This window comes from Streptomyces erythrochromogenes (assembly GCF_040684695.1).
GTDB classification, from domain to species: Bacteria; Actinomycetota; Actinomycetes; order Streptomycetales; family Streptomycetaceae; genus Streptomyces; species Streptomyces erythrochromogenes_C.
In genome coordinates, this window is the sequence record NZ_JBFBGM010000001.1 from 577,103 (window position 1) to 601,576 (window position 24,474).

A 24,474-nucleotide genomic window follows, 5' to 3' on the forward strand; every position below is an offset into this window, starting at 1 on the left:
CGCCCGTCCGACGCGCCGGCGACACCGCCGGCCACCACCTCGGGGACCCGCACCATGCTCTGCACCAGGCTGACCAACGCCCGCTTCCTCACCATGGACCCGGACCATCCGGTCGCCCACGAGCTCGGCATCTGGCGGGGCCGGATCGTCGGCCTGGACGAGGCCGTGGCCGCCCTGCCCGCGCGCGAGGTGGTCGACCTCCAGGGCGCCACGGTGCTCCCCGGGTTCATCGACTCCCACGTGCACCTGCCCTGGACCGGATTCAAGCAGAACACCGCCAGCATGGCGGGCTGCACGCGGATCGAGGACGCCCTCGCGGTCGTGGCCGAGGCGGTCGCGGCCAGGAACGCGCCCGGGTCCTGGGTGAGCGTCGTCGGCTACGACCAGCGGGCGCTCGGCCGCCACCTGACCGCCGCCGAACTCGACCGGGTCAGCCAGGGGCACAAGCTGTACGTGCTGCACGACTCCGGGCACGGCTGCGTGGTCAACACCGCCGTACTGGACCTGCTCGCCGCGGACGTCCCGCACGAGAACGGCTTCCTCGCCGAGGGCGCGATGGGCGCCGCCCGTGCGCTCAGACTGCCCTATTCCCAGGAGGAGTTGGCGCAGTCCATCGGGCGCGCCGCCCGCACCTGTGTGGCCGAGGGCATCACCGCCTGCGCCGAGGCCGGCATCGGCGGCGCCCTCTTCGGCCACACCCCGGTCGAACTGGGCGCCTACCAACTCGCCCGGGACAAGGGCCTGCTGCCGCTGCGGGTCCAGCTGATGGTCTCCGCCGACCGGCTGCGGCCGGTCGCCGCGCACGAGGCCGACGGCATCCCCAGGGCCCTCGACCTGGGCCTGCGCACCGGATTCGGCGACGACTGGCTGTCCGTGGGCGCCCTGAAGATCTTCACCGACGGCGGGATGATGGCCCGGACCGCCGCCCTCAGCGCCCCGTACGAAGGCATGGACCATGCCGGGCAGTTGCAGGACGACCCCGAGGTCCTCACCCGGTCCATCGTCGACGGCCACCTCGCCGGATGGCAGCTCGCCGTGCACGCCATCGGTGACCGCGCGGCCGACGTGGCCCTGGACGCCCTGGAGGAGGCCCAGCGGCTCAGGCCCCGGCCCGACGCCCGCCACCGCATCGAGCACGCCGGCCTGATCCGCCCCGACCAGCTCCCGCGCTTCGCGCGGCTGGGGATCGCCGCGGTGGTCCAGCCGAACTTCCTGCGCTACTTCGGCGACGACTACGCGGCGATCACGGGCGAGGAGCGGGCCCCGTGGCTGTACCGCGGCCGGGGGTTCCTCGACCACGGCATCACCCTCGTCGGCAGCTCCGACCGCCCGGTGACCGACGGCTCCCCGCTGCGGGCCGTCCAGTTCATGGTCGAGCGCGCCTCCGAGTCGGGCCGGCTGATCGGCCCCGACGAGGGCATCACCGTCGACGAGGCCCTGTACGCCTACACGGTGGCGGGAGCCCGCGCCTGCCGCTGGGAGGACAGCGCGGGCAGCCTCACGCCGGGCAAGCGCGCCGACCTCGTCGTCCTGGGCGACGACCCGCGGCGCGTCGACGTCAGCGCGATCGGCGACATCGAGGTCGTGGCGACGTACGTCGACGGCCGGGAGGCCGGCAAGCCCGCCGTGTAGGCGGGCACGGCGCGAGCGTCAGCAGGGGCGGACCGGCTGGTGGTCGTGGACGAAGCGGGCCGAGACCCAGCCCTTGGAGCCCTGGAGGCGGTACCACAGGGGGTTGCCGTCCACCCACCCGCCGCGCGCCTGGCAGTTGAGGAGCACACGCTGACCCGGGCGGAGCGTCTTGACGACGCCCGAGTACACCGTGGGCTTCTGGCGCACGTGGAGCGGGGCGTCCGAGACCACCTCGCCGACCGGGTACGCGGCCCGGGGCGCGGCGGGCGCCGGCGCGGACCCCTGCTGCTGGGCCGCCCACCCCGCGCCGCCCATCGGGCCGAGCGCCAGGCCCGTCACCAGCGCGCACATCACTACGGACTTCTTCATCTGCGGCCCCGTTCTCCGACGACTTCGGTACGGGCGCGCCACGGCGGACCGCGGCCGGCCGGGGGTGCCCGGTACGACTATCCGTGCGCACCCCGGAGCTTGCGGGCCGACACGTCCGCCGTTCCCCCCAATGGCCCGCACGGCTGTTTCGGACGCGGACGAGTGAGCAGACGCGCTGCATGGCACCCGGTGTCGCCGGTGCCGTTCCGGCCGGACGGTGCGCACCGGGCCCCGGCCGCCGCCCCGCCGCCCACCTGCAGAGACGAGTCATCATGGACCACCGGCCCCGCTGTCCCGAGCAGGACCTGACCTGGACGACCGGGATCCACCAGGTGCGGACCCGGCTGCGCTTCCCGCTCCGGGCCACCTTCCACTGGTCCGCCCGCTCGCCCCTGGGCGTCGAGCTCACCTTCCACCAGCCGGGAGAGGACGACGTGACCTGGGTCATCGGCCGTGACCTGCTGGCCAGGGGGCTGCGCACGCTGGCGGGGACGGGAGAGGTGCGGATCCGGCCGACCGCCGGACCCGGCCGCACGGCGCAGGTCCTCCTGCGGCTGGGGACGGAGGCGCCCCACGCCCTCTTCGTACTGGACCGCGCGGGGCTCGCGTCGTGGCTGGAGCGGACCTGGGCGGCGGTTCCGGCCGGCGCCGAGGCGGAGCGCCTGGACTGGGAGTTCTTCGAAGGCCTGCTCGCGGACCGCTAGCCGGGGATCACAGCCGGGGCAGGGCTCCGTCGCCGTCGGGGACGGCGGGTGCGGAGCCGGGGCCGGGCGGCGCCGTCGCCGTCGGTGTCCCCGCGAGGTAGGCCAGGAGGCCGGCGATCTCCAGGCCGGACTCGGCCGGGTGGCGGAAGCGCGCCCCGGGGGCGATCGCGTAGCGGTTGCGCCGGCCGTCCCGGGTGCGTGTGAGGTACCCGTCCGTCTCCAGGTCCGTGACGATCGCCTGCACGGTGCGCTCGGTGAGGTCGCAGCCCGCCGCGATGTCGCGCAGCCTGACTCCCGGGTCGCGCGCGATGGCGATCAGGACCCGGGCGTGGTTGGTCAGGAAGGTCCAGTGGTTCCGGCGGGAACCCGTGTGCTCGTTCTCCACGCCGACATTCTTGAGTGGCGACTCGCGAAAAGCAAATCCAGAAAACCTTTTCCGGTATAACTTGACGTGTGTCCGGGCTCCCGGCAGGGTGCTGGGGAGCGGAAGGGGACTTCCGCACCGACCGAGCAACGAGCGAGCAATCGCGCAACGCGCCGCAAGCACCTGTGCCCAAGGAGCGAAGACGATGACCATGACGGCCGCGACCGAGGCGACGCCCTCGACGACGCCCCCCACTACGGCCGCCGCCCCCGACGGCGGCGCCGTGGCCGCACCCGCCCTCGGCGGGCTGCCCGAGGTGCCCTGCCCCCGGGAACTGTCGACCGGCGACGCCCGGGAGCTGACCCGGGTGTTCTTCGAGCGCCTGCGGAGCCTGGAAGAGGGCACCCGCGAGTACCAGTACGTGCGCGGCACGCTGATCGAGATGAACATCTCACTGGTGAACTTCGCCGCACGGCCGTTCCGCGACCGTCCCGGCGGCCCCGAGAACGAGGACATCGTCCAGGTCGGCATCATCGGCCTGATCAAGGCCATCGACCGGTACGACCCCGACCGCAACACCCGGTTCACCACGCTCGCCGTGCCCTACATCACAGGTGAGATCAAGCGCCACTTCCGCGACACCACCTGGGCCGTGCGCGTCCCGCGCCGGCTCCAGGAGCAGCGCCTGGTCCTGGCGAGGGCCACCGAGGAACTGACCTCCGAGACGGACCACGCGCCCACCCCCGCGGAGCTCGCCGCCCACCTGGGGCTCACCGAGGACGAGGTCCGCGAGGGCCTGGTCGCCGCCAACGGCTACTCCACGCAGTCCCTCGACGCACCCCAGCAGTCCGAGTCCGGCGGCGGGACCCCCGCGGGCGGACAGCCCGCCCGCTCCCTGGCCGACACCGTCGGCGACCTCGACCCCGCCCTGGAGGCCGTCGAGGACCGGCAGGCCCTCGCCCCGCTGCTGGCCGGCCTGGACGAGCGCAGCACGCGCATCCTCCAGCTCCGCTTCGGCGAGGAGATGACCCAGGCGGAGATCGGCGAGGAGGTCGGCCTCTCCCAGATGCACGTCTCCCGCGTGCTCGCCCGCACGCTGGAGAGCCTGCGCGAGGAGATGCTGCACGACTGACCGGCGGTCCGAGGACCTCAGGAGCCGGTCCGGGCGTCCTGTCGCGCCCGGCGGCCCCCATCCGTTCCCGAGACCGGACACCGGGGAGTCATGAACAGCCTTTTCCGACTGCTGACCGTCCTGGGCGGCTCCGTCGTGCTCACCCTCGTCGTGGGCCGCCTCACCGACCTGCTGCTGCGCCGGGCCGACGCCCGCCATCCCGAGACACCCCTGTGGAACATGCTGCGGCGCTGCGGCCCGTCCGTGAAGGTACTGCTGTTCACGGCGGTGCTGCGCGGTGCGTACCGACAGATCGAATGGCAGCCGCTGCGCGACCACGAGACGGCCGTGGGCCGGACCCTGACGCTCCTCCTGATCGGGGCGGGCGCGTGGTGCGTCGTCGGCGTCGCCTCGGCCGTGGTCGAGTCCTCGTACGCCCGCTACGCGCTCGGCACCCGCGATCCCTCACGGGTGCGCCGGGTCCGCACCCAGGTGACCCTCATCAGGAGGATCGTCACCGCCGTCGTCGCCGTGGTCGCGGCGGCCGCGATGCTGCTCACCTTCCCCGCCTTCCGGGCGGTCGGCACGTCCGTCCTGGCCTCGGCCGGCATCATCGGCATCGTCGCGGGCGTGGCCGCCCAGTCCACCCTCGGCAACCTCTTCGCCGGCTTCCAGATCGCCTTCGGCGACATGGTGCGCATCGGTGACACCGTCGTCGTCGACGGGGAGTGGGGCGTGGTCGAGGAGGTGACGCTCACCCTGATCGCCGTGCGCACCTGGGACGAGCGCCGCATCACCATGCCCGTCTCGTACTTCACCTCGCGGCCCTTCGAGAACTGGTCCCGCGGCGGAATCCAGATGACCGGCACGGTCTTCCTCCACTGCGACCACACCGTCCCCGTCGCCCTCATGCGCGAGAAGCTGAAGGAGATCCTGGACGGCTGCGAGGCGTGGGACGGCCGCGGCTGGGACCTGTCCGTCACCGACACGACCCCCACCACGATCGTGGTGCGGGCGATCGTCACGGCCAAGGACCCGGACCGGCTGTGGACCGCCCGCTGCGAGGTGCGCGAACAGCTGGTCGGCTGGCTGGCCGAGAAGCACCCGTACGCGCTGCCCCGCGTCGCGACCGCAGCCGCGGTGCCGTCGCCCCGCACGGAAGCCCGTACGGAAGCCCGTACGGACGTCAGGCCGCCAGCGGGGTGAAGGGGAACAGGGCGTCCGCACCCGGCTTGACCACGCCGTAACTGCTCTCCGGCACCTCGTTCCACGCACCGGGCAGATCGCCCAGGGGCTCGGACACCACCAGACGGGTCTCGTCGGACGCCTCCTGGAGGAACCGGATGTCGGGGTGCAGCCTGCGCAGCGTGTCCACCCGGCTGCTGTAGAACAGCGACCGCGAGGCGCCCTGGCTGGAGTAGCGGAAGGCCCACACGCTGGTCCCGTCGGTGACGGCCACTGTCATCTGCATCGGGTACTCCACGCCGTGCTCGTGGCCGACCCGCTCCACCACCCCCACCATCTTGGCGACGGCGGCCGGAGGGTCCTCCTCCAGGCCGTAGGTGAGCGCCAGGTAGAACATGGTCTCGGAGTCCGTCGTGCCCTCGATCTCCCCGAACAGGGCGGGGTCGACGAGGAGGGCGAGGTCGCGCCGCATGGCGTGGAAGCCGGAGATGGCACCGTTGTGCATCCACATCCAGCGGCCGTGGCGGAAGGGGTGACAGTTCGTCTGCTGCACCGCCGTACCCGTCGACGCCCGGATGTGGGCGAAGAAGACGGGGGAGGTGACGTGGTCCGCGAGCTCGCGCAGGTTGCGGTTGTTCCAGGCGGGACCGACGTCCTTCATGAGGGCGGGCGTGCCGTCCCCACCGCCGCCGTCCGGATACCAGCCGATGCCGAAACCGTCGCCGTTGGTCGTCTCCACGCCCAGCTTCGAGTGCAGGCTCTGGTCGATCAGCGAGTGGGCGGGCTTGTACAGGATGGTGTCGAGCAGCACGGGGGTTCCCGAATACGCCAGCCACCGGCACATGTGCGATCACCTGATCCGTCCGCCCCGTCAGGTCGGCCGAGCCGCGGGCCGGCCGGGGCCGCAACCTCCCGCGTGGGCGCCCCGCCGCCCCTGTCATTCTCGCGCCGCCCGGCGGGGCCCGCACGCGGGACGTCCGGCGGACGTCCGCCCGCCGGACGCTGCGGCGGCTACCAGCCGAAGCGGCGGTCGACGACGGCCGCGAACTCCTCGAAGGTCAGTACCCGGTCGCCGTTCTGGTCGGCCGCGTCGAAGAGCGCGGAGGATTCCTCGGTGTCCCCCACGCCCCAGAAGGGGATCGCCCCCTGCGCGGCGAGGGTCGGGCCCTTGGAGCGCAGGGCGCCGATGACCTCGGCCCGGGTCAGGGTGCCGTCCTGGTCGAGGTCGAGGGCGTCGAACAACCGACGGGCCTTCTCACTCATCACATGTCCTCTCCGCGGTGCACGCGCCGTCTCGGCCGGCGGGTCCTGTACGCAAGGACGCAGCGGCACCCCGGGAGGTTGCCCCACTCAGTGCCGGACGTCAGGGCCGGGCCTCGGCGCCCCGCCGGTTGAACGGCAGCCGGCCCAGGACGACCGCCATCGCGCAGGTGCCGGTGAGCGCGGAGAAGACCAGTCCGCCCCCGACCGCCGCGGACAGCAGCGAGAAGCCGGGGTGCAGGAGCAGCCCGAGGAGCAGCCCGAGCAGCACGAGGGCGCCCGCCGCGCAGCGGACCTGGCGCTCCATCGCCCACACGGCCCGCGTCCGGGCGCCGCCGCCGGGGTGGTCCAGGGCGTTGCCGCCGGCCGCCCAGGCCTCCGTACCGCCCGTGAGGCTCGACGCGCCGATGCCGTGGGACGCCAGGCTGCGGACGGCGCCGGCCGAGCGGGCCCCCGAGGCGCACACGATCAGCAGCGGGCCGCGGCCGGCGGCCGACCGCAGCTCCGGCAGGCTCCGCAGGAGCCGGTCGAGGGGCACGTTGAGGGCGTCCGGGAGGTGGCCGGAGGCGAACTCGCCCGGTGTGCGGACGTCGACGACGGTCAGCTCGCGCAGCCGCGGACGCGCCTGCTCGACGTCGAGTGAGGGGGGAACGCTCATGGCGGACCTGGTCCTTGGCGGTGGGGGAGCGGAGGGGAGGCCCGGCGGCGCGCCGCACGGGGTGCGGTACGGCACGCGCCGGAGCCATGCCGGGGATGTTAGGCACCCGCGGGGCGCCGTGGCCGGATTCCGACGGTCCCGCCACACGACTGCCATGTTCCGGAAACAACCGGAGCCCCGGACCCGGCCCGGCCCCCGTTCACCAGGTCACGTGCAGTGCCTCCGGCGAGCGGTGGATCAGGGTGGGCCGCATCCGCGGCCGCGGGCGGCCGGGAGCCGGCCGCAGCCCCGGCATCCGGCTCGTCAGCAGTTCGAGCGTCAGACGCAGTTGTTCGCGCGCCAGCCGGGATCCGGGGCAGCCGTGCGGGCCGTGCCCGAAGGCCAGGTGGCGCCGGTCCACCGGGCGCGTGATGTCGAACTCGCCGGCCCGCTCGTACCGCTCCTCGTCGCGGTTGGCCGCACCGTACGCCACCAGGACGGCGGCCCCGGCGGGCAGCTTCGTGCCGCCCAGCGTCACCGGGCGGGTGGTGGTCCGCCGGAAGGCCTGGATGGCGGTGTCGTGGCGGGCGGCCTCCTCCACCGCCGCGGGGATCAGCGAGGGATCGGCGCAGAGCATCCGCCACTGCCGCCGGTCGTCGTCGAGCAGGTGCAGCAGCGCGGTGCCGATGAGGGCCCCGGTGGTGAGGAATCCGGCGATCAGCAGGTTCTGCAGGCTCGTCACCAGCTCGTGGCGCTGCTCCAGGGTGAGCTCGCCCGCACCGGGGGCGAGGGCGGCCACCATCACCGAGCACAGGTCGTCCCGGGGGCGGGCGCGCCGGTCGCGCACGTACCCGTCCAGCAGGTGCTGGAGCGCGACCACGTCCTCGGCGGCGGCCGCCTGGCCCTCCGGCGGCAGCGGCCGGAACAGCATTTCCTCGGCCCGGTAGCCGCCGTGCACGGCCGCGGGCACGTCGGCGGGATCCAGCCCGATCAGCCGCCCGACCACCATCCCCGGCAGCCGCTGCGCATAGGCCTCCACCAGGTCCGCGGAGCCGTCCGCCGCGAAGCCGTCCACCAGCTCCGCGGCCGACGCGCGCACGTACGGGACCAGCGCGGCCACCCGCGCGGCCGACAGGCCACGGTTGAGCGGCGCCCGGTGCCGGCGGTGGGCCGCGCCGTCCGAGGACACGACCGTGGGCCGGGGCCCGAACCCGCGCGGCAGCACGCCGAGCGCCGCCTCCGAGAGCTGGACGTCCGGCAGCAGGGAGTTCGCGGAGGAGAAGTCCTCCGCGCGCAGCAGCACCTCCCGTACCTCGCGGTCGCGCGCGACCAGCCACGCGTCGAACTCGGGCACGTACGTCAGCCCCTCGGCCCGGCGGGCGCGCTCGTACAGCGGGTACGGGTCGCGGTAGAGCTCGTCACGCCGTGCCTGCTCGTCGTGCCACGTCACAGGGGACCTCCGGATCACGGTCGGGCCGGGCGGGCGCCGCCGCGGGGCGCCCGCCGGTGCGCCGGGTCATCCTGCCCGAACCCGGCCGTGCCCGGTAGGGCGCACGACCCCCGCTACGGACCGGAGTTGAGCTCGGCGACGACCGAGGCGGGGGTGTGGCCGCTGCCGTCGGAGAGGCGGTGGAAGTCGACCGAGACGAAGTTCGGGTTCCGGCCCCCGGCAGCGGGCCGGCACTGCTCGGCGATCCGGTTCCGCAGCTTCGCACCGTTGTCCAGGGCAGCCGTCAGCACGGTGGGCACGTTGCGGTGGTGGCTCATCGTGAACAGGCGCCGGAAGCCGGGCTCCTGCCGGTCCAGGGGCACGTCGGACCAGCGGCTGACGCACGACAGGTCGTTGCCCAGGTCCCCGAGGCTCCAGAAGTTGCTGACGGTCCACGACCGGTCGTACATGACGCCCAGGTTCTCCCGGTCGGACCGGTCGGAGAAGATCAGCAGCCGCTTGTTGGAGGTGACGAGGTCGGCGACCTTCGGCCAGCCGTTCTGCCGTACGCCCCACTCGTCGGGCCGGAACACCATGTCGGACAGCCCCCGGACCCGGCCGAGCGAGCGGCCCAGCTGGTCGGCGCTCACGTAGTCCTCCAGGAAGACGGTCACGACCTCCTGGGGGTGGGCGGCGAGGAAGTCCACCACGGTCTGCATCGTGCCGTGGAAGGACTGGCGCGGCAGGGCGTACGTGGCACCGGCGAAGGTCTTGCACTCGCCGTGGCACAGGTACACGTCGCTGGGATAGCAGTCGCTGCCGAAGCTGATGACGCACAGCCAGGTACTGCGTTCGTACCAGTGGGTGTCCAGGCTCAGACCGCGCACGCCGCCTTCGAGCTGGCCGCGCACCGATTCGGACTGGTTGACCGAACTCCAGCGGGAGTCCTCGTAGTTGGTGAAGGCGTTGTGGGTGGTCAGGAAGGAGACCTCGTCGAGGCGCCGGTCGCCCCAGCGGGCGGCCGCCGCTCCGGCCGCCGCTCGGGCCGCGGGCGCCACCGCGGTCGGGGCCGTCGCGGCCGGCGGGGCCGGTGAGGCCGTCGCGGTGGTCGCCGTGCCCAGCAGTGCCAGCAGGAGGAGACCCACCAGGGTGCGCCGGGCGCGGCCTCTGCGGAGCACGCCGGCCAGGCGGCCCCGGAAGCCCCTTCGTTTCATGTCCATGTCAATCATGGCGGGAGGGTAGCGCGCACCCCGCCAACACGCCCCCCTGCGGACGCGTACGGCCGGTAAACGACGGTCCGAGCGGGCGCGCTCCGGCGCCCTTCCTGCACCGTCGGGGGGCCTCAGTAGCGCAGGGCCGTGCCCGTCTGCGCCGTGACGGTGCCGGACAGCTTGTGCGTACTGCGGGCCGTGCCCTGCCCGGTGCCCTGCCCGGCCACGTCGGAGACCGTCACCACCACGGTGTCGACGAGGTTGCCGCTCTCGTCCTTGAACTCGACCTGCACCGCGAAGGACTTCGCGGCGTCGTCGGTGTTCCGCACGGTCACGGGAACCGTCGTGTACCCGTCCGTGTCGGTGGCCACGGTGCCCAGGGACACCTGGTCCTTCGCGTTGACCCCGTTCTTGACCTCGCCGAGCTTGTCCTTGGCGACGGCGGCCGCGGACTCGGCGGCCTTCGCCGCCTCGGAGGCGGCCGACGACACGGCCTCGCCGGCCGACCTCACCGCGGACGCGGCGCTGGAGACGGCGCCGGACGGGTTGCCGTCCCCGCCCGAACAGCCCGCGGCGCCGAGCCCCACCGCCGCCGCCAGCACCACGCCTGCCGCACCACGCGTCCACGCGACCGTCGCCACCACGCCTCCAAGGGTGTTCCGGGCCTCCCAGTCAACGGCCCGGCGGCCCGGATGCCCACTGGACGGGGCATCCGGGTGAGGGGCGGCGGCGCGGCGCGGTGGCCTCAGGGGCGTCCGGCCGCCAGGCGGTGCTCGTGGACGCGCAGGTGGAGGGCGGCGAGGTCCAGCAGGGGAGTGGGCACCCCCAGCGCGCGGGCCCGCACGGTGAGGTCGGTCAGGACGTGGTCGGCCTCCGTCGGCGATCCGGCGACCAGGTCCCGGTAGAGGGACGGGGTGAGCGGGGAGCCGGGGGCGGTGACCGTCGCCGTGGTGAAGGCCAGTTCGGCCTCGGGCACCGGATGCCCGGCGGCCGCGGACACCGCCGCCGCCTCGGCGAGCAGGGACGCTCCGAGGGCCGCCCCGCCCGGTACGGCGTTCACCTCCCCGACCGTGCCGCGCATCAGGCAGGTGACGGCGACCAGGGTGGAGATGAACACCCACTTGTGCCACATGGCGGCGACGATGTCCGCGGTGTCCGGCGAGTCGATGCCCGCACCGGTGAGGACCGTACGGATCGCCTCCACGCGCGCGGAGGGGCGGGCGTCGGTCTCGCCGGTCAGGATGACCGCGGGCGGCGCCATGCGGAGGATGTCACCCTCCTCGTTCAGGGTGGTGACCACCTTCGCGACCCCGCCGAGGACCGCCCCGGCGCCGAGGTGCGCGACGAGCGCGTCGAGGTGGGCCACCCCGTTGAGCAGCGGCACGACGGCCGTCTGCGGGCCGACGGCCGGTCGGATGTCGGCCAGCGCCGGGTGCAGGGCGGTGGCCTTCACGGAGAACAGGACCAGGTCGTAGGGGCCGCCCGGGGCGTCCGCCGTCACCAGCTTCGGGGTGAGGCGGAGCTTCTCGCCCTGGCCCTCGATCCGCAGGCCGCGGGTCTGCAGGGCCTTGGCGCGGGTGGGCCGGACGAGGAAGGAGACGTCCTGGCCGGCTTCCGCGAGCCGGGCGCCGAAGAAGCCGCCGACGGCGCCGGCGCCGACCGTGAGGATCCTCATGTGCGGTTGCCTTTCGTGGGAGCGGGCGGAGTGCCGTCGACGGGAGTCGCCGGGGCGGGCGGCGTGCGCGGTGCGTACCGGGAGACCGCCACGCCGGCCAGGCACAGCACCCCGCCGAGCAGGGTCAGCCAGCCGGGCACCTCGGCCAGCAGGGCCCAGCTGAGCAGGACGACGATGGCCGGGACGGCGTACGTCGTCGCGCCCAGCCGGGCGGCGGGCATGCGCGCCAGGGCGTAGGTCCACGTGGTGAAGGCGAGGGCGGTGGGGACCACGCCCAGGTAGACCATGTTCAGGGTCGCGGAGACGGGTGCGCGGGGGAGTTCGTCGAGCAGCTGCCCGGTGAAGGGCAGGCAGACCGCGGCGCCCGTCATGCAGCTGTACGCCGTGATCTGCAGGGGCGTGCCGAAGGAGAGCGCGGGCTTCTGGGCGATGACGCCGGTCGCGTAGGCCACCGCCGCGAGCAGGCAGAGGACCACGCCGAGGAGCGAGGTGGCCCCGCCGTCCCCGGAGGACATGGACAGGCCCACGACCACCGCTCCGACGAAGGAGACGGCCATGCCCGCCAGCAGGCGCGGCGGCAGCGCCTCGCCGAGCAGGCGGGCCGCGAGCAGCGCCATGAGGATGGGCCCGGTGTTCACGAGCAGAGCGGCCGTACCGGCGTCGACCAGCCGCTCACCCCAGTTCAGCGCGACCGTGTAGCCGCAGAACCACACCACACCCGAGACCAGGATCCCCCGCCAGGCGTCGCGGGGCGGCAGGCCCTGGCGGCGGACCAGGAGCAGGACGGCGAGCACCAGCGAGGCGGCCAGCAGCCGGCCCAGGGCCAGCGCGCCGGGGGAGTACGCGGCTCCCGCGCTGCGGATGGAGACGAAGGCGGAGGCCCAGGCGAACACCGTGAAGGTGACGGCACCGGCCGTGAGGACGCCGGGCGGGATCGGAGTCGAGCGGAACGTCATGGCACCACTCTACGACCGCAACATTTCGGCGTCGACCGAAATATTTCGGAGGTGTGGACGGAGGGGCTACGCCCAGGCCCGCCGGGTGATCCCCAGCAGTTCGGCGAAGGCCCGCTCGCCCGCCGCGGTCACCTCCAGGGCGCGCCCGCCGCCCGGCGGGCGCACCACCCACCCCTGCGCCAGCGCCCGTGCGCACAGCCGCGCACCCGCCAGGCCGCCCAGATGGCGGCGCCGCTCCGTCCAGTCCAGGCAGGAGCTCGCCGGCCGCCTGCGCCCCTGGCCGTCCAGCGGGATGCCGGCCTCCGCGCACCAGAGGCGGCCGGCCTCGGTCAGCTCGAACACGCCCTCCGTACGCAGCAGGCCGCGCTCCTCCATCGCGTCGGTCACCGCCATGCCCAGCCGCCCTGCGAAGTGGTCGTAGCAGGTCCGGGCCCGGGCCAGCGGATCCGGTGCGCCGACCACCGGTACGGCGTGCGCGGCGTCCCGGTCCGGGACGGCGTACGAGGCGAGTTCGTCGAGCAGCCGGGCCGTCGCGGCGTCGGCGACGCGCACGTAGCTGTGGCGGCCCTGCCGCTCGGTCACGCAGATCCCGGCGTCCAGCAGCCGGGTCAGGTGGCCGGAGACGGTGGAGGGGGCCACCCCCGCGATCCGAGCCAGCTCACCGGCGGTCCAGGCACGCCCCTCCAGCAGCGTCATGCAGATCGAGGCCCGCGTCTCGTCGGCCAGGGCGGCGGCGAAGGCCGCCAGGCGGGCCGCGGGGGCCGCGGCGTCCGCGGGCTGCTCGGGGTGCAACTCGTTCATGCGTCCAGGATGCCCCATGATTTCGGCATACGACGAACCATTCGCGCCGCCACTGGTTCAGTGGCCGGCTGCCGCCTTCACCAGGGCGACGGCCAGGCCGATCGCCGCGTCGAGCGCACCTGCCAGCAGGGCGAGGCCCGCCCCGCTGCCCATGCGGACGCCGCCGTACCAGCCCCAGCCGAAGAGGCTGGCCACGCTCACGCCCGCCGAGGCGTACAGCGCGGTCTGCAGGTCCATCACCCCCAGGGCGGAGGCGGCGATCAGGATCAACGGTCCGACGGCGGAGAGCAGCAGCGGGCTGCCGACCCACAGCATGTGCCGCAGCTCCGCTCCGGTGGCGAGCCTGCCGTGGACCACGCGGTGGGCCTGCTGATCGGCGACGAGGGCCGCCAGCCACAGTCCGACGGCGGCGGTCAGCACCGTGGCCGCGGTCCCGGCGGCGTCGGCGTGCTCCGAGACGGCCAGACCGATCACCACGGAGATCATGGTGATGGTCGCGTACAGCCGCTCCTTCAGCCGGGCGGCGGCAGCGGCCGCCTCCTGCTCGGGTGCACCGGCGGCTGCGGCTGCGGCTGCGGCATCGGCATGATCCATGGCGCCACCCTAAGGCGCGGCACCCGGTCGTGCCCGGGCACCGGGGCCCGGGCGTGCCCTCTGTCGTGACGGTCCGCCACGGGCCACACTGGTGGCCGCGGGGCACAACGTCCCCGTCGCGAGGAGGCGGTGACGTGGTGTCGGAAGATCCTGCGGAGCAGTCCGCTCCGGCCGTACGGCCCGAGGTGTGGGAGACGTACGGACCAGCCGACCTCAGCGCCGTGCCCGTGTTCGCCGGAGGGTTCATCAACTTCGGCTACTGGCACGCCGTCGACCTTGAAGGGCCGCTGTCGCAGGACGACCGGATCCGCAGCGAGCAGGACCTCTATCGGCACGTGCTCGACGCGGTCGCCCCCGACGGCGCCCGCGCCGTGGAGATCGGCTGCGGCCTCGGCCTGGGATGCGCCCTCGCCCTCGACGAGTACGGACCCGCCGCGGTCACCGGCGTGGACATCCACCCCCAGCAGCTGCGGCGGGCCCGCGAGGCGAACTCCCCGCTCCTCGCCGCACGGCCGCAGCGGCTGCGCTTCGTCCTCGGAGCGGCCGAGAGCCTGCCGCTCGGCGACGCGGAGTTCGACTGCCTGTACAGCGTCGAGGCGGTCCAGCACTTCCCGGACCTGCCGGCGTTCGCCCGGGAGGCGGCCCGGGTCCTGCGCCCGGGCGGGCGGGTGGCGGTCGCCGGGTTCTTCAGCGTCGACGGCGAGAGCGCGCCCGAGGAGCGGCTCGCGGGCCTGCTGGAGACGTTCGCGAGCGGACTCGACATCGCCCGGCCCGTCTCCCGGCTCGCGCAGGCCCTCACCGAAGCCGGCTTCTCCGACGTCCGCACCGACTCGATCGGCCCGCAGGTCTGGCCCGGCTGGGACCGCTGGCTCGCCCGCCTCTGGGCACCCGGTACCTGGCCCCGGAACTTCATGGCCGCCTGGGAACAGCGGATCCTGGACTACTACCTGATCACCGCCGCCCGGCCCTAGGGAGTGTCGTCAAAGTAGCGTCGGCCGCCCGAAGGGCGGGGCGTGCGTGCCAGACCCCGCCGGCCAGACGGGACTTTGACGACACGACCTAGGGGTGTCCGGCGCACCGCACTAGTGTGCTCGGTGTGCACGTACTTCTGGTGGAAGACGATGAGCCGGTCGCCGAGTCCCTGTCGCGCGGGCTGCGCCGCTACGGCTTCGACGTCGAGTGGGTCACCACGGGCGGCGCGGCGCTGAGCCACGAGGGGCCGTACGACGTGGTCCTCCTCGACCTCGGGCTGCCCGACACCGACGGCCTCGACGTCTGCAGGGCGCTGCGCGGGCGCGGCGGGGTGCCGATCATCGTGATCAGTGCGCGCAGCGACGAGACGGACCGGGTGGTCGGCCTCGAACTGGGCGCCGACGACTACGTGTCGAAGCCCTTCGGGGTCCGGGAGGTCATCGCCCGCATACGGGCCGTGATGCGGCGCGTGCAGCCCCGTACCCCGTCCTCCCCGCAGAGCTCGCCCGACGGCTACGGCGCCCGCCTGACCATCGACCGCAGGGCGGCCCGCGTCCGGCTCGACGGCCGTGAAGTGGCCCTCGCGCCCAAGGAGTACGACCTGCTCGCCTTCCTCGCGGAGGAGCCCGGGGCGCTGATGTCCCGCGAGCAGATCATGGAAGCGGTGTGGGACGCGAACTGGTTCGGGCCCACCAAGACGCTCGACGTGCACGTGGCGGCGCTGCGGCGCAAACTCGCCGGGGCGGTCGTGATCGAGGCGGTGCGCGGGGTCGGCTTCCGGCTGGAGGTCGACAAGGGCGGGGGCGCGGCCGCTTCATGATCCGCCAGCTCATCCGCAGCTACATCCTGCTCGTCGCCGTGGCGATCCTCCTGTTCACCGTTCCGGTGGCGTTCACGCTCACCGCTCAACTGCGCGACGACACCGAGGACTTCGTCCAGCGCGAGGCGACGACCATGGCCCTGCTGCTGGGCAACGGCAACGCCGGCTCCTGCCGGGCGCTGGAGGAAGTGGTGCGGGCGTACGAACGGGAGACCCACGACCGGGTGGAGGTGACCGCCACCGGCACCTGCGCCCCGGACATTCCCGCGCCGGTCCCCGACGCGGCCCTGGAGCGTGCGCTCAAGGACGGGCACCCGACCACCGACTGGGGTTCGGACGTCATCTGGGGCGGCGAGCTGGTCATCACCGTCCCCGCCGAGGACCGCGGCCGGATCACCGGCGCGGTACGCATCGTCTTCTCGACCGGCAACCTCACCGACCGGCTCTGGACGATCTGGGGGTTCCGGGCGGGCCTCGCGGTGGCGGTCCTGGGGGTGGCCGCCCTGATCGGCGCGGTCGTCGCCCGGCGGCTGACGCGCCCCCTGCGCCAACTCAACGACATGGCGAGCAGGTTCAGCGACGGCGACCTGACCGCGCGTTCCCCGGTGGAGGGCCCGCAGGAGACGCGGACCCTCGCCCGCACCCTCAACCAGGCGGGCGAGCGCCTGGACACGCTGATCGCCTCCCAGCGCATCTTCGTCGCGGACGCGTCCCACCAACTGCGGACGCCGCTCACCGCGTTGCGCCTGTCACTGGACAACATCGCGGACGGGGTCGACGACGAGTTCGTACGGGAGGACGTGGAACTGGCGACCGCCGAGGTCGTCCGGATGAGCCGCCTGGTCAACGGTCTGCTGGTGCTGGCCCGCGCCGAGGCGAAGGAGTCGGCGGCCGAGCCGCTCCCGCTCGGGGACATCGTGGAGGAACGCCTGTCGGTGTGGCGGCCGGCCGCCGAGGAGCGCGGGGTCACCATCGCCTTCCCGGCGGGCGCCGGCGGCCGGCCGACCGTCCTGGCCAGTCCCGGTCATCTGGACCAGGTCCTGGACAACGTCCTGTCCAACGCACTGGAGGTCTCGCCGGACGGTGGCACGATCACCGTCCGGATCGACCCCGGGGGTGCCGGGGCCGTGCTCTCCGTCGTCGACGAGGGCCCCGGCATGACGGACGTGGAGAAGTCCCGTGCCTTCGACCGGTTCTGGCGCGGTCAGGGCCTGACCGGGCGGTCCGGCTCGGGCCTCGGCCTCGCCGTCGTCAGGCAACTGGTGACGGACGACGGCGGCACGGTGACCCTGCAGGACGCGCCCGGCTCGGGCCTGTGGGTGGTCATCACCCTTCGGGCATCTTCGAGGAGTGGTGGTTGACGATCAGCCATGTGCCGTTCCGCTTCTCGTACGCGTACGTGTAGCGGGCCTTCACGGTGCTCTTCGCTCCGGTCTTCGGGTCGGTGAGCGTGAACGCGTAGACGCCGGTGTCGATGGCGGAGTCGCCGTCGAGGACGTTCACCCTGGTCTCGATCTTCGTGCCGACCGGCTTGTTGCGCAGGAAGTGCTCGAAGTAGTCGACGATCTCCGCGCGATCGGTGCGTATCTCGTTGGAGACCGTGGGCAGGAGCACGGCGTCGCGCGCGTAGAGGTCGGCCACCTTCCGCGGATCGCCGGTCTGCAGGGCCTTGTTCCAGGTGTCGAACAGGGCGGCGATCCGGTCCTTGCCGGGGTGTGACGGCCGGTGCTGGGGCCCGGCGGCCGCCGCGACGGTACCGACGGTGCCGAGGACCAGGACGGCGGCGCCGGTGACGACCGCGGCGCGCTTGCCGAGGGAACGACGGGTCAACGCATCTCCAGGGGTGTGGGTCGGGAGGGCTGCTTCCCGTCGGGCCCCGGGGGCCTTCCGGGGAAGCGGCTCCAGACTTGCCCGCCACGGACCAGCGGCCGTGCAGGGGACCTGCAGCGCAGGTCCAGGAAACGGCCAAGGTACGCACAGTGGCGGCCCGTTCACTCCCGCGGGCAAGGCGGGCCCGCACCGTCGCGCAAGGCGCCCTGTGCCGCCCGGGACGGCCCCGGGACGCCCCTATGCCACGCGGCTGTCGCCCGTCGCCCCGTCGTCGTCGCCGGGCAGGTGGACGTCGTTGACGGCCACGTTCACCTCGACGACCTGCAGTCCGGTGATCCGTTCGACCGCGCCGATCACGTTCTCCCGTACGTCCCGGGCCACGTCCGGAACAGGAACGCCGTACTCCACGACGAGCTCGACGTCGATCGCGGCCTGCCGTTCGCCCACCTCCACCTTGATGCCGCGCCCGACGTGGGGCCGGCCGCCGGGCACCCGGTCGCGGACCGCGCCCAGGGTCCGCGACAGGCCGCCGCCCATGTCGTGGACGCCCGGGATCTCCCGGGCCGCCATACCGGCGATCTTGACGACCACGACGTCCGCGATCGAGGTCCGGCCCCGGGTGCCCGCCGGCTCGGAGGCCTCCGTACGTCCGGCTCCCGGCCCCGGGCCGGAACCGTTCGCACGGTCGAGACCGGCCGGTGCCGTTTCCTGCGTCGTGGTCATGACTGCTCCCTCGGGGCCGTGTGCGGTTACGCCCGATTGACACCGGCGGGAGCCGATCGGTTACGGACGCCTTTCGGGGGATGGTGCGAACGACAGTGCGCTTCTGTGGGGCGTAACGAACCCGGGGGCCGGGGTGTCAAAGCAGCGGAGGCTGGAAGGAGCCCGCGTGTGAGTGCTCGAAGGGACCCCGACGGTGGCGGTGAGGACGAGGACCCTGCGTCCGGCGCCGGGGACCGGCTGCTCGCCGTGCGGGCGGCGGAGGGGGACGAGGAGGCGTTCGAGGTGCTCGTCCGCCACCACGGAGCGGCCGCGCTCCAGCTCGCCGAACGGCTCATGGGGTCCCGCGCGGAAGCCGAGGACGCCGTACAGGACGCCTTCGTCAGCGCCTGGCGCAAACTGCCCGAGTTCCGGGGGCAGGCGGGTTTCGGCACGTGGCTGCACCGCATCGTCACCAATCGGTGCCTGAACCTGCTGCGCGCCCGCAGGCCCGTCGCCGACCTCGACGCGGTCCCGGAACCGGCCGCTCCGGACCACCGGTCGTCACCCGTCCGGGCCGCCGAGTCCCACGCGGCCGCCCGCGACCTCGACCTGGCGATGCGCTGCCTGTCCACGCAGCAGCGGGTGTGCTGGGTCCTGCGCGAGATCGAGGGCAGGTCCTACGAATCGATCGCCCACACGGTCCGCATCAGCCCGGAAGCGGTCCGCGCTCGCGTCTTCCGGGCCCGGCGCGTGCTGACGGAGGCGATGGCCGCATGGCGATGAACGACCCCGAACCCTTCGGAGCCCCCGGGGGACGACCCGACGAGGAACCCGCCGAACTCCTCGCCTGCGGCCGCGACCTGGCCGCCGTGTGGGAGCAGGCCGAGCGCGCCGGCGAGCCCGGGCAGGGCCGCACGGACCCGCACGCCCTCACGTGCCCGCACTGCCGGGACGCCGCGGCCGACCTGGAGCGGCTCCGCGCCGCCGCGCTCGCCCCGGCCGCGACCTGCGACGCCGGCCCCGGCGCCGACGGACCGGCGGACACGTCGGCCCTCGTCCGCAGGGTCATGGACGTGGTGCGACTGGAACTGCGCCCCGGCCGGACGCTGCCGCTCGGCGGTGCGGACGAGGACATCTGGGTCTACGAGTCCGTCGCCGCCCGCACCCTGCGCGCGGCCGCGGAGGAGGTTCCCGGGGTCCGCGCAGGCAGCTGCCGCATCGCCCCGTCCGGCGGCCGGGGCGAGCACCCGCGCGGACCGGTCACGGTGCAGCTGGAGGTCACCGTCGCGTACGGGCACGAACTCCGGGCCACGTGCGAGGCCGTACGCCGCGACACCGGCCGGGCCGCGGACGAACGGCTCGGCCTGGCCGTCTCCTCGCTCGACGTCACCGTCACCGACCTCCACGACCCGCCGCACCGGCCACAGGGGGCCACACCATGACGACGCCACGGGCGGATGCCGTCACCGCGGCCGTGACCGACGCCGTGCTCGCCGTACCGGGCGTGGCCTGCCTGCGCCCCGGCCTGCGCGGACTGCTGCACGCCGCCGTGGGCCGACCAGGCGCGGTGCGCGTCGTCCTCGACGCCACCGGGTCCGTACGGTCCCTGCACGTGGAGATCGTCGCCCGGTCGCAGCACCGGGCGGCGGACGTGGCCCGTGCGGTACGGACGGCGGCCGCCGAGGCGGCGGCCGCGCCGTCGGCGGCGGTGAGGATCACCGTCACCGGCATCGTGTGAACAGGAGCTAGAGCGGCGGCGGGCAGGTGAGGATCACCCACAGGGCGGCGATCGACCACGCGCAGGCGGCCGCCCCCAGCACCCGCAGTCTGCGCACCCGGCCCGCCGGGACCGGGTCCACCCGCCCCACGACGCGCGCCGGCGATGGCGGTGAGGGCAGTGAGGGCGGTGAGGGCGGCGCGGCCTTCTGCGGCGATGCCTTCGCCGGTACCGCCTGCCGCGCCGCGGACTTCGGGGGGACGGGCGCGGCAGGCCGGCCGCCGGGGGAGCCGGACGCCTCGACGCCGGTGTGCTGGGCCAGGCCCGCCAGGAACCGCCGGTACGCCTCGCGCCGGCTTCCCCGCGGCGCCGTGCGCCCGCACTCCCAGGACCGCACGGTCGCCGGAGTCACCCCGAACGCGGCGGCGACCTGGCGGGTCGTCAGCCCCCACTGCTCACGGAGCCGACGCCGCTCACCGGGCTCGGGAAGCCCCCCTGCCCGCCGCACGGAGGACTTCTCCAGCGGCGGCCGGACGATCTGACGAGGAAGAAACTGATCGACTGTCATACAGGTCTGACAACCGCACTTTCGATCCGTGATGCGCGATCCCCGGCATTCATCCGATCGGCCCCTCCCGATACCGGTGGAACGCTTCCCGGGCATCCGGGACGAACGCCTGATGGCGGACCAGCTCGGCGAGTTCGCGCTCGCTCACCCAGCCGTGCCAGGCGACCTCCGACGGATCGGGCCGGACGGGTTCCGCGACGACGACCTCGTGCAGGCCGAGCCAGTACGGGCTGATCGCACCCCTGCACAGGAACTTGAACACGAAGCGAGGACGGGCGAGGACATCGAGTTCCTCCGCCAGTTCCCTCGCGGCGGCATCCTCGTAGGACTCGGCGACGTCCACGGCGCCCCCGAGCATCCAGTTGAGGTGACCCGGAAAACGCGGGACGCCGTCCGGGCGGCGGTGGACAAGGAAGCGTCCCTCGGTGTCACGGCACACGATCGTCGCCACGCGGTGCAGCCAGCCGCGGTGGATCGCCTCGGCCCTGTCCACGACACCGAGCACCTCGTCGTACTCGTCGACCCGTTCGACCTGTTCACCCATGGCGCACACCCTGTCAGACACCCCCGACCGTGCTTCCGCCGGCCGCGGAGTCGCCGGTCAGGGGGACGGCGGAGCCTCCTGGAGGTAGGCGGCGATCATGGCGAGGTCATTGGCGATGGCGACCACGTCCTGGGTGTTCGGGCCGGGGGTGGAGGCGCCGTTGACCCCCGCGTAGAAGGGGTCGAAGCGGCCGTCGCCGCGGTCCAGGTACCCGGCGATGGTGATGGCACCCACGGCCAGGCGGTCGTTGAGAGCGTCCCCTCCGACCGCCGCACCGGTCTTGCCGAACACCTTCCCGCGCGCCGGGCAGTCGCGGCAGTTCTCGGCCAGCAGCCCGTCGACGCCGAGGATGGGCAGCGCCTCGCGGAAGAGCCGTGCGTCGGGGGTGCGCTGCCAGTACGTCAGCATCTGCACCAGCGCCTCGGGCGTGGCCCGGTCGGCGGGGTTCCCGCCCCGGCCGTCCATGAGCTGGAGCTGCCCGCGGTCGACGCCCGCCTCGTCCAGGAAGTCGGCGAGCACCGGGAAGCCGTCCTCGCACTGACGGCTGCCGGTCGCGACGGCCATCAGGCAGATGCCCAGGTTGGCGCCCAGGTTGTGGCTGACCTTGAGGATCAGCTTGGCGTACTGGGCGTAGGGCGGGGAGGTGTACGCGGCCACCCGCGGCCGGCCCTCGTAGTCCCGGGGCAGCCGGGCGACCGGGTTCGGGCCGGCCGGGTCCGCGGTGACCCGTACGCCGGCCCGTTCCAGTGCCTGGATCAGCGCGGCACGCCCGAAGGCGGCGGGATCGGCGATGGGGGAGGTGCGCAGCAGCGGCTCGGCGCCGGCCGCGATCGTGCCCGACAGCCGGATGCGGGTGCCGCCGTCGGTGGCCGTCACCGTGATGTCGGTCGGCCCGCCGGCCGCGACCGTCTTCACCGTGGAATCGACCTGGTAAGGGGCGACCTTGGGCCGCCAGTCCAGCCGGGCGTCCGCGCCCGCCCGGTCCCCGGGCGTGGTCAGGAGGTCGATCAGGTTGTCGTTGACGATCAGCGGGGTGGGGGTCGGGTCGAGGACGGGGTCCGGGGCGAACAGCCGGCTGTCGACGATCACGTCGCCGTCGACGCGGGTGATGCCCGCGGCGCGCACCTGGCGCGCGAGTTCGTCGATGCCCGCGAGGGGGTTCTCCGGGGTGAGGGTCGCCCCCGTGAAGTCGTTGGCGTAGGTGTGGTCCAGGTCCGTGTACGCGACCGTGCCGTCGGGGCGCGTCCTGCCGCCCAGGGTGAGGTCGCCCTGGGCGACCAGGTCGAGATCGCCGGTCAGTGTGGCGCCCCTGCGCTCGCCGACCGCGTAGAGCGGTGTCACGAAGCGGTGTTCGGAGCCGAGGGTGTGCCACGGGCCGGAGACGGTGACCAGCTTGGCGGTGGACCCGGGGATGAAGAACTGGTCGGGGTACATGCTGTGGACCACGCGGCCGCCGTCCGGTCCGGTCTGCAGCAGACCCCACTGGGCGTTGCGGTACTCCGGCTTCCGCATGATCTCCGTGATGCGCGGGTCGAGCCCGCCGGAGGAGGACGGCGAGGGCGAGGGGGTGGGGGACGGGGTCGCCCCGGCCGCCGTACCGGTGGTCAGGACCACGAACAGGAGCGCGGCGCAGGCGGCGGCGAGGCCGCGGCGCAGCGGTGCGGGAGGGTGCGGACCGTTCACAGCGCGCTCCGTTCGCCGCGGCTGTCTCCCCGAGGCCTGTGAACAGCGTGGCACGGCCGCATCCGGCCTGCACGTCCCCGAAAGGCGCCGTCGAGGCCGCGCCGGCGGGCACACGGTGTGACCTCCGACGGACAAGATCGTTCTGAGGGCATGCGCCTGAACGTACGAACCACCAGCCTCGCCCTGGCCCTCGCGGGCTGTGCCCTCTCGGCCGCCACCGCCGCCACCACCGCCCACGCCGCCGGTCCCGCCTCCGGGCCGGCCGTGACCGCGGTGTCCGCGGCGGCCGCCGACGGCCCGGCCGACGAGCTCACCGACGACCTGACCGACGACGTCACCGATGTGGTCGAGGACCTGGACCTGCTGGGAGAGGACTGACACCGGCGCCCACCGCACCCGGGGACCGGGGACGACGCCGCCGCGACGGCCGAACGGCCGGCCCGCAGAGATGCGGACCGGCCGTTCTCGTTGTCGTTCCCGTCGTCGTTCCCGTCGTTCCCGTCGTCCGGTCCGGCGGTGTCTCAGCCGTTCTCGTCGCCGGGGCGCACCGCTTCGACGAGGGTGGCGAGCACGTCGACGGCGCTGCCGTCGTGGTCGCTGCCGGCCGTCCCGCTTCCGCTCTGGAGGTTCGCCGCGCGGTCGACCTCGACCACGGAGTCGGAGTGGGAGTTGTCGATGACGGTGATCAGGCTGCCGCTCGCGGCGGCCGGTGCCGCGCCGCCGCCGATGAGCGCCACCGCGAGCGCGGCGGCGGCCCGGACGCGCGCGCCGGTCACACCTTCACGCTCTCGCGGGCCACCGGTACCGGGTGGTGGCGCGAGATGTTCTTGGCCAGCAGCCGCGTGGACTCGCCGACCCCGACCTCCTCGCCGCCCTCGGCCGCGGGCAGCCGCCCGTCGGCGAGCCGGAGTTCGGCGAGGGCGGTGTCCATCGCCTTGTGCGCGGCGAACAGGCACGGGGTGCTGTAGATGGCCATGTCGACGCCCAGGTCGGTCAGCTCGGTGAGCGAGAGCCGCGGCGACTTGCCGCCGGCGATCTGGTTGAACAGCAGCGGCTTGCCGCCGACGGCCTCGCGGATCCGCTCGATCCACTCGACGCTGCGGACCCCGTCGACGAGGACGACGTCCGCGTCGGTCGCCGCCAGGGCCTGGGCGCGGTGGATGATGTCGGCCTCCTCCGTCGCGTCGGTGCGCGCGACGACGACCAGGTCCTTGCGGGTCGCCAGCACCATCTCCAGCTTCTCCAGGTACTCGGTGAGCGGGAGCACCTGCTTGCCGTCGGCGTGACCGCAGCGCCGGGGGCGCTTCTGGTCCTCCAGGATGACTCCGGAGGCGCCCATCCGCTCCAGGCCCTCCACGACGTGGCAGGCCACTTCGGGGTCGACGTACCCGTCGTCGATGTCGACGAGCAGGTGGTGGCGGGGGAAGGCGCCGCGCAGTCGCTGGACGAAGGCCACCATGTCGGGCCAGGCGATGAAGCCGATGTCGGGCAGCCCGTAGTAGGAGGCGGCGAACCCGAACCCGGACACGAACATCCCGTCGTAGTGCGCGGCCGCGACCGAGGCCGAGTACATGTCGTACACCCCGATGAGCGGCGTGGTGCCCGGCTTCGCGATCTGTTCCCGCAGCTTGTTCCCGTAAGACATCGTTCGGTTCCTCCGAGGAGCGCATCGGCACAGGGGAGGGCGGAGAGCCGCGCCACCAGGGCTCT

The 24,474-nt window shown here is 73.8% G+C and carries 30 protein-coding genes; 11 read left to right on the forward strand and 19 right to left on the reverse strand.

Annotation, left to right across the window (positions count from 1 at the left end):
* The first annotated feature begins 54 nt into the window (after positions 1–54).
* Positions 55–1,632, forward strand: coding sequence for an amidohydrolase (locus AB0O53_RS02335; RefSeq protein WP_365192795.1), 1,578 nt, complete (start codon positions 55–57; stop codon positions 1,630–1,632).
* Positions 1,633–1,650: 18 nt separating this feature from the next.
* On the opposite strand, the gene AB0O53_RS02340 is transcribed toward AB0O53_RS02335, so the two are convergent.
* Entirely contained in the window at positions 1,651–2,001 is a 351-nt protein-coding gene (locus AB0O53_RS02340; RefSeq protein ID WP_350989047.1) for an SH3 domain-containing protein, read from the reverse strand.
* 272 nt (positions 2,002–2,273) lie between these two features.
* On the opposite strand from AB0O53_RS02340, the gene AB0O53_RS02345 reads away from it, so the two are divergent.
* Positions 2,274–2,705 (forward strand): SsgA family sporulation/cell division regulator, encoded by a 432-nt coding sequence (locus AB0O53_RS02345; RefSeq protein ID WP_350989049.1) that lies wholly within the window; start codon positions 2,274–2,276, stop codon positions 2,703–2,705.
* 7 nt (positions 2,706–2,712) lie between these two features.
* Here the strand turns inward: AB0O53_RS02345 and AB0O53_RS02350 are convergent, their stop codons facing one another.
* The gene (locus AB0O53_RS02350; protein WP_350989051.1) at positions 2,713–3,090 is read right to left on the reverse strand and encodes a helix-turn-helix transcriptional regulator; all 378 of its coding nucleotides are present in this window, start codon (positions 3,088–3,090) and stop codon (positions 2,713–2,715) included.
* 190 nt (positions 3,091–3,280) lie between these two features.
* Here AB0O53_RS02350 and AB0O53_RS02355 point away from each other — a divergent pair, with 190 nt between their 5' ends.
* Positions 3,281–4,201, forward strand: a complete 921-nt coding sequence (locus AB0O53_RS02355) for a SigB/SigF/SigG family RNA polymerase sigma factor (protein ID WP_403141618.1) — start codon at positions 3,281–3,283, stop codon at positions 4,199–4,201.
* Positions 4,202–4,291: 90 nt separating this feature from the next.
* Complete coding sequence (locus AB0O53_RS02360) at positions 4,292–5,386, forward strand: mechanosensitive ion channel family protein (protein WP_350989055.1); 1,095 nt, start codon at positions 4,292–4,294, stop codon at positions 5,384–5,386.
* On the opposite strand, the gene AB0O53_RS02365 is transcribed toward AB0O53_RS02360, so the two are convergent.
* The 10 genes from AB0O53_RS02365 to AB0O53_RS02410 form a co-directional block, all read right to left on the reverse strand.
* On the reverse strand, positions 5,367–6,209 hold the full coding sequence (locus tag AB0O53_RS02365) for a class II glutamine amidotransferase (RefSeq protein WP_350989057.1): 843 nt from the start codon (positions 6,207–6,209) through the stop codon (positions 5,367–5,369). The two genes, AB0O53_RS02360 and AB0O53_RS02365, sit on opposite strands and share 20 nt — an antisense overlap.
* Positions 6,210–6,376: 167 nt before the next feature.
* Positions 6,377–6,628 (reverse strand): EF-hand domain-containing protein, encoded by a 252-nt coding sequence (locus AB0O53_RS02370; protein ID WP_030843592.1) that lies wholly within the window; start codon positions 6,626–6,628, stop codon positions 6,377–6,379.
* 100 nt (positions 6,629–6,728) lie between these two features.
* Entirely contained in the window at positions 6,729–7,283 is a 555-nt protein-coding gene (locus AB0O53_RS02375) for a rhodanese-like domain-containing protein (RefSeq protein WP_365192799.1), read from the reverse strand.
* 199 nt (positions 7,284–7,482) lie between these two features.
* Positions 7,483–8,712: a cytochrome P450 gene (locus tag AB0O53_RS02380; protein WP_350989061.1), complete on the reverse strand. Its 1,230-nt coding sequence runs from the start codon at positions 8,710–8,712 to the stop codon at positions 7,483–7,485.
* Between the two features lie 113 nt (positions 8,713–8,825).
* Complete coding sequence (locus AB0O53_RS02385; RefSeq protein ID WP_365192802.1) at positions 8,826–9,920, reverse strand: PI-PLC domain-containing protein; 1,095 nt, start codon at positions 9,918–9,920, stop codon at positions 8,826–8,828.
* Positions 9,921–10,033: 113 nt separating this feature from the next.
* On the reverse strand, positions 10,034–10,546 hold the full coding sequence (locus tag AB0O53_RS02390; protein WP_350989065.1) for a hypothetical protein: 513 nt from the start codon (positions 10,544–10,546) through the stop codon (positions 10,034–10,036).
* Positions 10,547–10,647: 101 nt separating this feature from the next.
* Complete coding sequence (locus AB0O53_RS02395) at positions 10,648–11,577, reverse strand: 2-dehydropantoate 2-reductase (protein WP_350989067.1); 930 nt, start codon at positions 11,575–11,577, stop codon at positions 10,648–10,650.
* Positions 11,574–12,533, reverse strand: a complete 960-nt coding sequence (locus tag AB0O53_RS02400; protein WP_350989069.1) for a DMT family transporter — start codon at positions 12,531–12,533, stop codon at positions 11,574–11,576. Before AB0O53_RS02400 ends, AB0O53_RS02395 begins: the two co-directional genes overlap by 4 nt.
* A gap of 66 nt (positions 12,534–12,599) precedes the next feature.
* Positions 12,600–13,334, reverse strand: coding sequence for an ArsR/SmtB family transcription factor (locus AB0O53_RS02405; RefSeq protein WP_350989071.1), 735 nt, complete (start codon positions 13,332–13,334; stop codon positions 12,600–12,602).
* Positions 13,335–13,391: 57 nt separating this feature from the next.
* Positions 13,392–13,928, reverse strand: a complete 537-nt coding sequence (locus AB0O53_RS02410; RefSeq protein ID WP_350989073.1) for a hypothetical protein — start codon at positions 13,926–13,928, stop codon at positions 13,392–13,394.
* Between the two features lie 137 nt (positions 13,929–14,065).
* On the opposite strand from AB0O53_RS02410, the gene AB0O53_RS02415 reads away from it, so the two are divergent.
* From AB0O53_RS02415 to AB0O53_RS02425, 3 genes are all read left to right on the forward strand, one after another.
* Complete coding sequence (locus AB0O53_RS02415) at positions 14,066–14,899, forward strand: class I SAM-dependent methyltransferase (RefSeq protein ID WP_350989075.1); 834 nt, start codon at positions 14,066–14,068, stop codon at positions 14,897–14,899.
* A 125-nt stretch (positions 14,900–15,024) separates the two neighbouring features.
* A complete protein-coding gene (locus tag AB0O53_RS02420) occupies positions 15,025–15,720 on the forward strand; it encodes a response regulator transcription factor (RefSeq protein WP_350989077.1) in 696 nt (231 codons plus the stop codon).
* Positions 15,717–17,081, forward strand: coding sequence for a sensor histidine kinase (locus tag AB0O53_RS02425; protein WP_365192805.1), 1,365 nt, complete (start codon positions 15,717–15,719; stop codon positions 17,079–17,081). The genes AB0O53_RS02420 and AB0O53_RS02425 overlap by 4 nt, the downstream gene beginning before the upstream one ends.
* Here the strand turns inward: AB0O53_RS02425 and AB0O53_RS02430 are convergent.
* Positions 17,047–17,550, reverse strand: coding sequence for an SgcJ/EcaC family oxidoreductase (locus AB0O53_RS02430; RefSeq protein ID WP_365192807.1), 504 nt, complete (start codon positions 17,548–17,550; stop codon positions 17,047–17,049). The two genes, AB0O53_RS02425 and AB0O53_RS02430, sit on opposite strands and share 35 nt — an antisense overlap.
* 237 nt (positions 17,551–17,787) lie before the next feature.
* On the reverse strand, positions 17,788–18,273 hold the full coding sequence (locus AB0O53_RS02435; protein WP_365192809.1) for an Asp23/Gls24 family envelope stress response protein: 486 nt from the start codon (positions 18,271–18,273) through the stop codon (positions 17,788–17,790).
* 237 nt (positions 18,274–18,510) lie between these two features.
* Between AB0O53_RS02435 and AB0O53_RS02440 the strand changes: the two genes are divergently transcribed.
* The 3 genes from AB0O53_RS02440 to AB0O53_RS02450 are packed head-to-tail and all read left to right on the forward strand — an operon-like array spanning position 18,511 to position 19,990.
* Positions 18,511–19,035, forward strand: a complete 525-nt coding sequence (locus AB0O53_RS02440) for an RNA polymerase sigma factor (RefSeq protein ID WP_365193131.1) — start codon at positions 18,511–18,513, stop codon at positions 19,033–19,035.
* Entirely contained in the window at positions 19,026–19,694 is a 669-nt protein-coding gene (locus AB0O53_RS02445) for an Asp23/Gls24 family envelope stress response protein (protein ID WP_365192811.1), read from the forward strand. Before AB0O53_RS02440 ends, AB0O53_RS02445 begins: the two co-directional genes overlap by 10 nt.
* A complete protein-coding gene (locus AB0O53_RS02450) occupies positions 19,691–19,990 on the forward strand; it encodes an Asp23/Gls24 family envelope stress response protein (RefSeq protein WP_350989087.1) in 300 nt (99 codons plus the stop codon). The genes AB0O53_RS02445 and AB0O53_RS02450 overlap by 4 nt, the downstream gene beginning before the upstream one ends.
* A gap of 7 nt (positions 19,991–19,997) precedes the next feature.
* Here AB0O53_RS02450 and AB0O53_RS02455 read toward each other — a convergent pair whose 3' ends face one another.
* The 3 genes from AB0O53_RS02455 to dacB are packed head-to-tail and all read right to left on the reverse strand — an operon-like array spanning position 19,998 to position 22,764.
* Positions 19,998–20,537, reverse strand: a complete 540-nt coding sequence (locus tag AB0O53_RS02455) for a helix-turn-helix domain-containing protein (protein ID WP_365192813.1) — start codon at positions 20,535–20,537, stop codon at positions 19,998–20,000.
* A gap of 49 nt (positions 20,538–20,586) precedes the next feature.
* Complete coding sequence (locus AB0O53_RS02460; protein ID WP_350989091.1) at positions 20,587–21,081, reverse strand: NUDIX hydrolase; 495 nt, start codon at positions 21,079–21,081, stop codon at positions 20,587–20,589.
* Between the two features lie 57 nt (positions 21,082–21,138).
* Positions 21,139–22,764, reverse strand: coding sequence for a D-alanyl-D-alanine carboxypeptidase/D-alanyl-D-alanine endopeptidase (gene dacB, locus AB0O53_RS02465; protein ID WP_365192815.1), 1,626 nt, complete (start codon positions 22,762–22,764; stop codon positions 21,139–21,141).
* Between the two features lie 150 nt (positions 22,765–22,914).
* Here dacB and AB0O53_RS02470 point away from each other — a divergent pair, with 150 nt between their 5' ends.
* The gene (locus tag AB0O53_RS02470) at positions 22,915–23,142 is read left to right on the forward strand and encodes a hypothetical protein (RefSeq protein ID WP_350989095.1); all 228 of its coding nucleotides are present in this window, start codon (positions 22,915–22,917) and stop codon (positions 23,140–23,142) included.
* A 143-nt stretch (positions 23,143–23,285) separates the two neighbouring features.
* On the opposite strand, the gene AB0O53_RS02475 is transcribed toward AB0O53_RS02470, so the two are convergent.
* Both AB0O53_RS02475 and AB0O53_RS02480 read right to left on the reverse strand, forming a co-directional pair.
* Positions 23,286–23,540, reverse strand: coding sequence for a hypothetical protein (locus AB0O53_RS02475; protein ID WP_365192817.1), 255 nt, complete (start codon positions 23,538–23,540; stop codon positions 23,286–23,288).
* Entirely contained in the window at positions 23,537–24,409 is an 873-nt protein-coding gene (locus AB0O53_RS02480; RefSeq protein ID WP_350989099.1) for an isocitrate lyase/PEP mutase family protein, read from the reverse strand. The genes AB0O53_RS02475 and AB0O53_RS02480 overlap by 4 nt, the downstream gene beginning before the upstream one ends.
* Between the last annotated feature and the right edge of the window lie 65 nt (positions 24,410–24,474).

Bases quoted from the DNA above. Each gene is read 5' to 3' on its own strand.
- AB0O53_RS02460 (WP_350989091.1), bottom strand. From the start codon at position 21,081: ATGGGTGAACAGGTCGAACGGGTCGACGAGTACGACGAGGTGCTCGGT.
- AB0O53_RS02405 (WP_350989071.1), bottom strand. From the start codon at position 13,334: ATGAACGAGTTGCACCCCGAGCAGCCCGCGGACGCCGCGGCCCCCGCG.
- AB0O53_RS02385 (WP_365192802.1), bottom strand. From the start codon at position 9,920: ATGATTGACATGGACATGAAACGAAGGGGCTTCCGGGGCCGCCTGGCC.
- AB0O53_RS02470 (WP_350989095.1), top strand. From the start codon at position 22,915: ATGCGCCTGAACGTACGAACCACCAGCCTCGCCCTGGCCCTCGCGGGC.
- AB0O53_RS02400 (WP_350989069.1), bottom strand. From the start codon at position 12,533: ATGACGTTCCGCTCGACTCCGATCCCGCCCGGCGTCCTCACGGCCGGT.
- AB0O53_RS02370 (WP_030843592.1), bottom strand. From the start codon at position 6,628: ATGAGTGAGAAGGCCCGTCGGTTGTTCGACGCCCTCGACCTCGACCAG.
- AB0O53_RS02395 (WP_350989067.1), bottom strand. From the start codon at position 11,577: ATGAGGATCCTCACGGTCGGCGCCGGCGCCGTCGGCGGCTTCTTCGGC.
- AB0O53_RS02360 (WP_350989055.1), top strand. From the start codon at position 4,292: ATGAACAGCCTTTTCCGACTGCTGACCGTCCTGGGCGGCTCCGTCGTG.
- AB0O53_RS02410 (WP_350989073.1), bottom strand. From the start codon at position 13,928: ATGGATCATGCCGATGCCGCAGCCGCAGCCGCAGCCGCCGGTGCACCC.
- AB0O53_RS02450 (WP_350989087.1), top strand. From the start codon at position 19,691: ATGACGACGCCACGGGCGGATGCCGTCACCGCGGCCGTGACCGACGCC.
- AB0O53_RS02435 (WP_365192809.1), bottom strand. From the start codon at position 18,273: ATGACCACGACGCAGGAAACGGCACCGGCCGGTCTCGACCGTGCGAAC.
- AB0O53_RS02455 (WP_365192813.1), bottom strand. From the start codon at position 20,537: ATGACAGTCGATCAGTTTCTTCCTCGTCAGATCGTCCGGCCGCCGCTG.
- AB0O53_RS02480 (WP_350989099.1), bottom strand. From the start codon at position 24,409: ATGTCTTACGGGAACAAGCTGCGGGAACAGATCGCGAAGCCGGGCACC.
- AB0O53_RS02375 (WP_365192799.1), bottom strand. From the start codon at position 7,283: ATGAGCGTTCCCCCCTCACTCGACGTCGAGCAGGCGCGTCCGCGGCTG.
- AB0O53_RS02345 (WP_350989049.1), top strand. From the start codon at position 2,274: ATGGACCACCGGCCCCGCTGTCCCGAGCAGGACCTGACCTGGACGACC.
- AB0O53_RS02425 (WP_365192805.1), top strand. From the start codon at position 15,717: ATGATCCGCCAGCTCATCCGCAGCTACATCCTGCTCGTCGCCGTGGCG.
- AB0O53_RS02365 (WP_350989057.1), bottom strand. From the start codon at position 6,209: ATGTGCCGGTGGCTGGCGTATTCGGGAACCCCCGTGCTGCTCGACACC.
- AB0O53_RS02445 (WP_365192811.1), top strand. From the start codon at position 19,026: ATGGCGATGAACGACCCCGAACCCTTCGGAGCCCCCGGGGGACGACCC.
- AB0O53_RS02335 (WP_365192795.1), top strand. From the start codon at position 55: ATGCTCTGCACCAGGCTGACCAACGCCCGCTTCCTCACCATGGACCCG.
- AB0O53_RS02340 (WP_350989047.1), bottom strand. From the start codon at position 2,001: ATGAAGAAGTCCGTAGTGATGTGCGCGCTGGTGACGGGCCTGGCGCTC.
- AB0O53_RS02355 (WP_403141618.1), top strand. From the start codon at position 3,281: ATGACGGCCGCGACCGAGGCGACGCCCTCGACGACGCCCCCCACTACG.